6 protein-coding genes, 1 tRNA gene and 1 pseudogene are annotated in these 9,864 nt (G+C 44.5%); 5 read left to right on the top strand and 3 right to left on the bottom strand.

All coding sequences use genetic code 11. The features are described 5' to 3' along the window. Positions 1 to 81: 81 nt before the first annotated feature. The 3 genes from B4H32_RS01505 to B4H32_RS01515 all read right to left on the bottom strand — a co-directional run bounded on the left by B4H32_RS01505 (position 82) and on the right by B4H32_RS01515 (position 5,827). Positions 82 to 157 (bottom strand) — tRNA-Lys (locus tag B4H32_RS01505). A 230-nt stretch (positions 158 to 387) separates the two neighbouring features. After that, entirely contained in the window at positions 388 to 2,229 is a 1,842-nt protein-coding gene (locus tag B4H32_RS01510; protein ID WP_004762206.1) for a long-chain-acyl-CoA synthetase, read from the bottom strand. A gap of 247 nt (positions 2,230 to 2,476) precedes the next feature. Next, positions 2,477 to 5,827: an Rne/Rng family ribonuclease gene (locus B4H32_RS01515; RefSeq protein ID WP_004680609.1), complete on the bottom strand. Its 3,351-nt coding sequence runs from the start codon at positions 5,825 to 5,827 to the stop codon at positions 2,477 to 2,479. A gap of 354 nt (positions 5,828 to 6,181) precedes the next feature. Here B4H32_RS01515 and B4H32_RS12790 point away from each other — a divergent pair. From B4H32_RS12790 to B4H32_RS01535, 5 genes and pseudogenes are all read left to right on the top strand, one after another. Continuing rightward, a pseudogene (locus tag B4H32_RS12790) lies at positions 6,182 to 6,557 on the top strand (hypothetical protein). 62 nt (positions 6,558 to 6,619) lie between these two features. Next, positions 6,620 to 7,552 (top strand): RluA family pseudouridine synthase, encoded by a 933-nt coding sequence (locus tag B4H32_RS01520; protein ID WP_004637773.1) that lies wholly within the window; start codon positions 6,620 to 6,622, stop codon positions 7,550 to 7,552. Positions 7,553 to 7,572: 20 nt separating this feature from the next. After that, positions 7,573 to 8,247, top strand: coding sequence for an HAD-IA family hydrolase (locus tag B4H32_RS01525; protein WP_026040077.1), 675 nt, complete (start codon positions 7,573 to 7,575; stop codon positions 8,245 to 8,247). A 75-nt stretch (positions 8,248 to 8,322) separates the two neighbouring features. Then, the gene (locus tag B4H32_RS01530) at positions 8,323 to 9,021 is read left to right on the top strand and encodes a helix-turn-helix transcriptional regulator (RefSeq protein ID WP_004680604.1); all 699 of its coding nucleotides are present in this window, start codon (positions 8,323 to 8,325) and stop codon (positions 9,019 to 9,021) included. 52 nt (positions 9,022 to 9,073) lie between these two features. Next, complete coding sequence (locus tag B4H32_RS01535) at positions 9,074 to 9,682, top strand: glutathione S-transferase family protein (RefSeq protein ID WP_004680602.1); 609 nt, start codon at positions 9,074 to 9,076, stop codon at positions 9,680 to 9,682. The last annotated feature ends 182 nt before the right edge of the window (positions 9,683 to 9,864 follow it).

The following is a 9,864-nucleotide window of genomic DNA, read 5'->3' on the forward strand; positions in this document are numbered from 1 at the left end:
TCGAACGCGGGACCAACGGATTAAAAGTCCGCTGCTCTACCGACTGAGCTAGCGACCCAGATAATGATCAAAACTATAAAGTGGTGGGTCGTCCGCGACTCGAACGCGGGACCAACGGATTAAAAGTCCGCTGCTCTACCAACTGAGCTAACGACCCTGAGCGAGGATAAGTAAAGCAACGCTTTACCCGAGCGCAAGAGAAAATCTATGACTTTCTTTGGTCTTGGATCCTAAGCAATCAGAGGAAAGATAAATCTTTCAAACACTGCATCGTTTTGATGTTGCGTATTCTAGCAATTTATTCAGCTAACACAAGAGGAAATTGTAAATCATGCGAATGATTGTTTATAAAAAACACGATTTCCTCTCGTTTAGCTAAAAAATAAACTAAAAGCGGTACTGATAATTTTGAATATTGTTAAAGATTTCAGCATTTACATCGCAATAGGCTGTTGCGCCTGGTAATAACACCAACAAACGTTCAGACGTTTTGGCTGGATTAAAGGCATCTTCTTTCAGCTTGTTTTTCTGATACTTAAATGTGCCTGTGGTTTCAACCTTGGCCTGAACGCGAAGGAATACTGGGATTGCGTATGATGGCAGGTATTTCTTGAATACGTTCACCATAGCGCTTAAATCAGCTTCATTCAGTTCTTCACCATCCACAAGCGTGATTGCAGCCATACCTGCACGGCCATTGGTATTTGGAATTTCCACGCCATAAACCACCGCTTCTGCGATCTTGTGGTATTCGCAAACCATGTTTTCAACTTCGGTGGTGGATACGTTTTCACCTTTCCATCGGAAAGTGTCGCCTAAACGGTCCACGAACTGTGCATGGCGGAAACCGATGTCACGAACCAGGTCACCTGTATTGAAGTATGAATCACCCTTGGTAAATACATCCTTAAGAATAACCGACTTGTTCTTTTCAGGATCGGTATAGCCATCAAACGGGGAACGACTGGTAATTTTGCCAATCAGCAGGCCCACTTCACCTGTCTTCACTTTCTTGCAGTGGCCTTTCTTGTCACGGACAAGCTCATTCTTTTCCTTGTCAAACTCAACAATGGCATAAGGGGTAGGAGAGAAGCCCACGGTATTGTCAAAGTTGAAGATGTTGCTAAAGCCAACATTGCCTTCACTTGATGCATAAAGTTCAAGAACCTCCTGCACACCAAAACGTTCCTTGAATTTGCCCCAGATGTTTGGACGCATACCGTTACCAATCATTTTGGTGACACGGTGGGCGCGATCAAGTTCCGTTGTCGGCGCATCAATGAGGTAACGGCAAAGCTCACCAACATAACCAATCGCAGATGCATTGAATTTTTGAACATCTTTCCAGAATGCACTGGTTGAATATTTACGACGTACCGCAAGTGTTGCACTACCCGCAATCACGCCACACCAGCACACCACCACACCTGTTGCATGGTAAAGTGGCAGGGTCACATACATCACGTCATCCTTGCCAAGATTAAGGATATGGCCGTATGTACCATAAGCTAGCGTCCAGCGGCTGTGGGTGAAAATAACCGCCTTAGGCAGACCTGTTGTACCAGAAGTATAGATATAGAACAGGCCATCCTTACCTGTCACTGTACGTGTGGTGGATGGATTGAATTTCGGGAATTGATCAATTTGCTGGGCAAGATTGACATAGTCTTTAGGTGCAGTACCAGCATGCTTGCGCGTTTCCTGGTCAGCAAACCAGTGGAAACGGTCTTGTGGCACTTTTAATTCTGGGCGAGCTTCATCAATCGCAGCACGGACTTCTTCACCTGCAATCACTGCAATTGGATTAACCAAATTAATGCTATGAGCAAGGACTTTACCGACTTGTGATGTGTTTACGAGTGCGATCGTGACACCAATTTTAGCTAAAGCAACAATCGTAGCAATCAGTTCAGGACGGTTTTCAACCATCACCGCAATAACATCACCCTTTTTTGCGCCAAGAGACAAATAGTAATGTGCAATCTGGTTTGCCCATTCATTTAGTGCTCGATAGCTATAGCTTTGATCTTCAAATAACAGTGCAATACCTTGTGGGTTACGCTTTACTGCTTTTTCAAATGCGATCCCTAAACCAGTTGGAGAGGCTGGTGTCCGCAAATATGCCTGTTTAAGACCACTGAGGATATGAGGTACTTTGGTAATGAAGTTCGGAAGTCGGGTTGCGACATCACCAATGGTAATAATATCGGTCTGCGTAGTTTGGCTCATATCAATCCTGTTTATTTTTTGATCAATCCAAGAAGTGGCTATTTTTTGGAACACTACCATTTAACATCTTTGCTGTTGATGCTGCTTTTAGTGGCGATTCCCTAGAGCAATCAACCTGAGCTGCGTCTAAAGCAGCGCAAGGGCCTAGCTCTCTTACAATATCTCAATGACGCTACATTTTACAGTAACAAAAAAGCCTAATCATCGAAATGATTAGGCTTTTGCTTATTGAGTGTAATTTAGCAAATTATTCATTGCCAACGATACTCTTTTTCGGTGGTCGTCCACGAGGGCGGCGAGGGCGGGTAGATTTCTCCTTTTCCGCTTTGGCAGCTTCATCTTCCACATCTGTTTCTTCAGTGCTTGCGACTGGTTCAGTGTTTTCAATAGTCTGCACTGCTTCAACTGCATCTGTAACCACCGCAGTTTCAGTCTCAACAGCAGCTTGCGCTGACTCAACTGCTTCAACAGGTGCTGTTTCTTCCACCACCACAGGCATTTCTTCATTTGTAAGTGCCAGTGCCTGTTGTTCAGGTGCTGCATCACCAACAGTGTTTTGCGCAACAACAGTCGCAATTGCTGTTTCCTGCACTTCTTGCGTGGTTTCAGTGCTTTCTACAGGGGCACCAGGCGCTATATTGGAAGCCAGATGCTCCTCTTTTGCTTGCTCAGCCGCAAGTTTTGCTAAACGACGACGTTCACGTGGATCGTTGGCAACACGCGAAGCGGATGCTTCTGGTGGTGTTAATGGCAATACAGGTGCTGGTTCAGCTTCTTCGGTTGGCTTCTGGCGTGGAAGTTCTACATCACGTGTAACAGGGCGCTTTTCCTCAGCAGCTGTTTCAACCACCAGGGTGCTGGCATATTGTTCAGCGAACTTCTGCAAGGCACGGTTGAATGTAGTCACCAAACCAAACTGCTCAATCAGGAATTTGCAGTCTTCACCATAAATATGACGAATCAGGCCACCCATGGTGTATTGTCCCAACGCTGGAATTTGCGATGGTGCAATTTTTGCTGCCATTTTTTGGCTGCTTTGCGCCCCACGCTGACGAGGGCGTGAACGTGGATCATTGCTTGCACGTTTCGCTGGTGCCTGGGTTGCCTCTTCAACTGGTGTTGTTTCAGCAGCAACCTGCTCTGCCTGAACAGGCGCAGTTGTTTCAGCAGCCCTCACAACCGCTTTTACTGGCTCGGCCTGTGGTGCTGGCGCAGTGGTCTGCTGTGGATTGAGCGCAACAATTTCACTTTGTCCCTGATCAATGTTGACGATCAATGCCGTATTCATTGGTTCAGTGCGAGGTGTATCAATCACATCAACTTTAAGCTGCTGTGGATTGGATGCAGCCTCAACTGCAACAGGCGTTTCGTTGAGAACACTTTGGTCACGGTGACGGTTCGGGCGGTTTGGACGCTGCTGGCTATGACGGTCACGACGTGGCAACGGTACAGAGGTATCATTTCCATGAACAGCATCATTTTGCTGTTGCTGGTTTTGTGATTCCTGCGGACGTTTTTGCTGGCGTTTCAGGTCACGTTGCTCTTGACGCTGTTCCTGACGTGACAGTTGAACAACTTCCTCATGCACCTGATTTTGTTGCTCATGGGCAAGTACATGCTGTTCACGTTGCTCTTTATGCTTACGTTTCTTTGGGTTTTGAGACTGATTTGGACGGTTCAGTTTTTCGTCTTTCTCAAACGCTTCGCGAGTTTCCTGCTTTACAGGTGTCTGGGAAATATAGACATTATTTGCTGTTGTTTCCGCAATTGCAGCTGTCTCAACCTGGCCGAATTGACCACGGCTCACAGCGCCATTATTGATCATCTGTTCAATAGCTGACGCCGCATTTTGTGCAGAGCGGGACTGATCAATGGTCTGAGCCTGTTTTTGAACAAACAGGTTCTCTAACCATGCGCAAGGGCTTGCTGCTTTTGACGCTGCTGCCTGTGCCTGTTTTGGCTGGGCAGTGCCTTGCTGTGTTATAGCCTTTTTCTGTGGCGCTGTCGCCTGCTGCTGTGCTGGAGCAGCATGACTGTGCTCAGCTTCTTCCAGATGCCATTCAGAAGACTCATAACCCAGTTGTTTTTCACTGTCACGGGTCGCTTCAGTGCGTTCATAGCTGGATGGCGCAAAGCCTGCTGGATTGTACTGGATTTCATAATGTGGCGTTTCCAAATGTGGATGCGGCAGAATGGTGACACGCACATTGGAGGTTTGTTCCAGATATACAAGGCTGTGACGCTTTTCATTCAACAGGAATGCAGCGATTTCCACAGGGACTTCTACCTGTACCTCGCCTTGACGTTCACGTAATGCAATTTCTTCCACTTTACGCATAATTGAAAGTGAAAGGGAGCGTAGGTCGCGTACCATGCCTGTGCCATGACAGCGTGGGCACACATAGCCCGTTGCTTCCTCAAGCGATGGGCGCAAACGCTGACGACTCATTTCCATCAGGCCAAAACGTGAAAGCTGGCCGAACTGGATACGTGCGCGGTCACTTTGAGTTGCTTCACGAAGTTTCGCCTCAACCATGCGCTGGTTGCGGTCCTTGGCCATGTCGATAAAGTCGATCACCACCAAACCACCAATATCGCGTAAACGAAGTTGACGCGCAATTTCCTCAGCCGCTTCAAGGTTGGTATTTAATGCGGTTTCTTCAACATCATGACCACGGGTTGATTTCGCCGAGTTAATATCGATGGAAACCAGCGCCTCGGTTTGGTCAATCACGATTGAACCGCCAGAAGGAAGTTTTACTTCACGTTCATAAGCAGTCTGGATTTGGCTTTCGATACCGAAATGAGCAAATAATGGCTCATTCTGGGTATAGGTTTTTAACTTGTCCAGCTGACGTGGCATCACAGCTTTAACGAAGTTGTAAGCTTCATTATAGGCCTGTTCGCTATCAATCAGGATTTCAGCAACGTCATCACGTAGATAGTCACGGATGGCGCGTGTCACCACACCCGCTTCCTGATGCACCAGCATTGGTGATGGACCAGAACTTGCCGTACCCTGAATTTGTGCCCAAAGGTCCAGCAAATGCTGTAGGTCAAGTTGCAGTTCTTCCTGTGAGCGACCGATACCCGCAGTACGAACAATGACGCTCATGCCACGAGGTAAATTTAAAGAAGATAGAATTTCTTTGAGTTCTTCGCGCACAGAACCTGAAATCTGACGGCTGATGCCACCACCTTTCGGATTGTTTGGCATCAGAACCAGATAACGGCCAGCCAGTGAAATGAAAGTTGAAAGCGCGGCACCCTTGTTGCCACGTTCCTCTTTTTCAACCTGGACCAATAATTCTGTGCCTTCGGTGATCAGTTCACGGATGTTGGAGGTTTGGCGTGGGTCCGCCTTGAAATACGAGTTTGCAATTTCCCGCATTGATAAAAAGCCCTGGCGCTGAGCGCCGTACTCGACAAAAACCGCTTCTAGAGACGGTTCAACACGAGTGACATGACCTTTATAGATGTTTGATTTTTTCTGTTCGCGAGTACGATTTTCCAGATCAAAATCGTAAAGACGACTACCAGTGATAAGTGCAACGCGAACCTCTTCAGCGTGGGTTGCATTAATCAGCATACGTTTCATGGGTGTGACACCTAATAGTGATACACACAAACAACTCGCTCGCTATTTTTGAGCAAACATCAAATTGGCGTGATCAAGACTCAGGAGCAGCTTTGATATGCGAAGCTCTGAAACCACTGACTGTAAATCCAGTTCTGGGTTCTGATACGGTTATTTCGATGTCGGCAATCCTGCTTCAATCCTGGGCACCGTGATATATCACTGGACCCTAAATGATCCAAGTTTCCTGTGCGCTTCACTGGCGGGTGAGCGGTGCATTGGATGTGATGACTTTCACTGTCATTAAGCATTAAGGCCGCCCCATTTGGACGTCCTGATACGGAATGATCATCGTATCTTCGCCTGGCAGTTCCAATGCATCAACGCTTTAGCCTGAATGCGGCATCAGGGAGCAAATTGTCTGATGTGGATCAGTTTACATTTAATAGCCAACAAACCTGTTGGCAACATATTTTTTCTGGACAAACCGCAGGGTATATTGAAATATCAATAAACCCTATGTGCAGATGCACAATTAAACGCAACAGTTTGTCATTTTGCCGATATAATAAGCCTTCGGCGTCGGCATAATTCTTTAGGACCTATCCGAGCTGTTGGTGAATATCTCATCGATTTAAAATTTTATCTAAATAAAATTTTTGATTTGATGCTCACTTACGGTGGTATCCGTGCGCTGAATATATCAAACCTTGCGGCATCTGCCTATGGGCTAAGTTTAGGTTTCTTGTGAAATAACTTAGCTAAATGATCATTTTTTAATCATATTTAGCAAATCTTGGATAAATCGAGCGTATGAATTCTACACAACAATGGCAAAGTGTCACTTGGTTTGACGTGGATGAGCATCAAGACGGGCAGCGAATAGACAACTTTTTATTTACCCGATTAAAAGGTGTTCCAAAAAGTCGAATCTATCGTTTGATTCGTGAAGGACAAGTACGTGTCAATAAAAAAAGAATAAAAGCAGAAACACGGTTGCAGATTGGTGACCAGATTCGTGTTGCACCGATTCGTTATGAGCAAAAAGATGAAACGGCTGCGCCTGTGAGTGATAGCGTTGCTCAAAGCTTATTGAGCCGTGTCGTCTATGAAGATGAAGGTTTATTGGTGGTCAATAAGCCTTCCGGTATTGCAGTACATGGCGGTAGTGGTGTCGCATATGGCTTGATTGAGGCTTTACGTGCGGCGACAGGAAAAAAATATTTAGAACTGATTCATCGGATTGACCGAGACACTTCTGGCTTGGTGATGATCAGTAAAAAGCGTAGCACCTTAAAATTGCTACAAGACCTACTGCGTGAGCATAAAATTCAAAAAACCTATGCGGCGATTGTCAAAGGACAGGTCAGCTTGGATAAGCAGTTGATTGACGCACCTTTATTGCGTTATGAACTGGCTAATGGTGAACGCCGTGTGCGTGTCACCAAAGAAGGTAAGCCCAGTAAAACAGAATGGAAGGTGGCTGAGCGTTTTAAAACAGCAACTCTGGTGCATGCTTCGCCTTTGTCAGGTCGTACCCATCAAATTCGTGTACATGGTTTAAGTATTGGTCATCCACTGATTGGTGATGATAAATATGGGCACAATACAGCGTATTCAGGGCCTGAAGCGCGACGTTTGTGTTTACATGCCATGCGTTTAGAGATTCCAAATTATCCAACCATTGAAGCACCCATGCCTGAAGATATGCAGCAGTTAATTGATGAGTTGAGAAAGCAATCATGAATCAAATTGAGAACATCATCATGCGTCAAAATGTGGAGTTGGTGATTTTTGATTGGGATGGAACCTTATTTGATTCTGTTGGGCAAATTGTGGCAAGTTTGCAGCATGCTGCACAACAATTTGAACAGCCGCTGAGCAATGACGCTGCGAAAAGTATTATTGGTTTGGGTTTGCCTGAGGTCATGCAAATCTTATTTCCACAAGTGCCTCATTTACAGCAGGATATTTTGCAATGTTATGCGGATCATTATGTGGCGAACTCGAAGGGTGATGTCTGGTTTAATGGGGTTGCTGAACTACTCGCAGATTTAAAGCAACAAGGTTTAAAACTTGCTGTTGCGACGGGCAAAAGCCGTAAAGGCTTGGATCGGGTGCTTGGACAAACCAATAGCCATGACATTTTTGATATTACCCGTGCGGCGAGTGAAACAAGATCGAAACCAGATCCATTGATGTTAAAAGAAATCATTTCAGAGATGGATGTGGCTGTGGATCGCGCCATTATGGTGGGAGATACCAGTTATGATCTTGAGATGGCACAAAATCTGAATATGCCAAGAATCGGCGTCAGTTATGGCGTGCATAGTGTTGAAACGTTACAACGTTATCAACCGCTTACGATTGCGGATAATGTGCAACAATTGCATGATTATTTGCAAGGGATGATACAATCGACGGCACTCTCAGAGAGTTAAGTGGTTTAAGCATTACACTAAGGTGGGGGAGTATGCTCTCCCATCAGACAATAATAACAAAGCAATAGGGAAACCATGAGTCGCTCAATTCGTTTGCTCAATCTTTTGCAATTATTAAGAGAATATCGATATCCAGTAACAGCAAAGGTACTGGCGGAACGTTTACGGATCAGTCAGCGTAGTGTTTATCGTGATATTGAGAGTTTGCGAGAGCAAGGGGTAAATATTGATGCTGCTGCGGGTCTAGGTTTTCAACTGAAAGAAAACTTCTTACTTCCACCGATGACATTAAATGAAACCGAAATTGAAGCTATTTTCTTGGCATTAAACTGGTTAAGTGAGATTCCTGATCAAGCCCTAAAATCAGCATCAACTTCTGTATTGGCAAAACTGAATGCGGTGCTACCTACGAATTGTCAGCATCTACTACAACAAACCACGCTAAGATCAATTCAAACATGGTTGCCTGTAGATGAGCAGTTAGTCGAGCAGGTTCGAATTGCGATTCGTCAACAAGTCAAAATCATGGTTGATTATGCCGATGAGCAGCAACGAGTCAGTTCAAGAGTATTGTGGCCATTTGCATTAGGATATTTTAATGATCGTATCGTTTTAGCAGCATGGTGTGAACTGCGTAATGGCTTTCGACATTTCAGAATAGATCGCATACAGCAATTGAGTTTAAGCCAAGAGTTATATCCTCATTTTAAACAACAACTTTTCCAACAATGGTGGATACAAGAAGTTTGCCATTCGACTACTGACAAAAACTGACAATCACAAGTATTAAATTTAAATAAGACCAAATAAACAAGGAAATATCAAAATGGCTCTAAAACTATATACAAATTCTTTTTCACGTGGTGTTGTTGTCGATTGGTTGTTAATCGAACTGGGTATTGAATGTGAACGCATTGAAGTTGCTTTTGATACGGAAATGAAAACACCTGAATATTTAAAAATGAATCCTTTTGGGAAAGTACCTGTTCTGGTTGATGATGATGTGGTGATCTATGAGTTGGGGGCTATTTGCGCTTATTTGACCGATAAGTTTGCAGAGAAAGGCTTAGCGCCAGCGTTAAATGATCCGCAACGTGGTGTTTATTATCGTTGGTTATTCTTCATTTCTGGACCGTGGGATGCTGCATCGACCAATAAAATGCTCGGTATAACAATAAAACCAGAACAGAAGATGTTTGTTGGATATGGTGACGATCAAGATGTTTATACTGCTTTTGTGCAAGGCTTAAGTGCAGCGGATCCATATTTATGTGGGGCTCAGTTTACTGCGGCGGATGTGATGGTCGCCGCGATGTTATTTTGGCAGTTAAAAATGAATGAAATAGAACCTCATCCTGCAATAGAACGTTATTTAGAAAATGTCAGCCAACGACCAAGTTATCAACAGTTCGCTGCATTTTTTAGTAACGTATAAAAAATAGATTTCTTTCATCAATTCCCTTGTGAAACTTCAAACGTTCCTCATGCCCCTATGGGAGAAATATAAAGAGGCTAAATAGTGATGAAACAGTTCTAATAAACGAAAGCAGAAAACAGTCGTATTAATCGGCTGTTTTTTTATTCATTTTAGGTTTTGGAAAAAATGGATTACGTCAG

The sequence above is a fragment of the Acinetobacter sp. UBA2063 genome, from assembly GCF_002333245.1.
GTDB classification, from domain to species: Bacteria; Pseudomonadota; Gammaproteobacteria; order Pseudomonadales; family Moraxellaceae; genus Acinetobacter; species Acinetobacter parvus.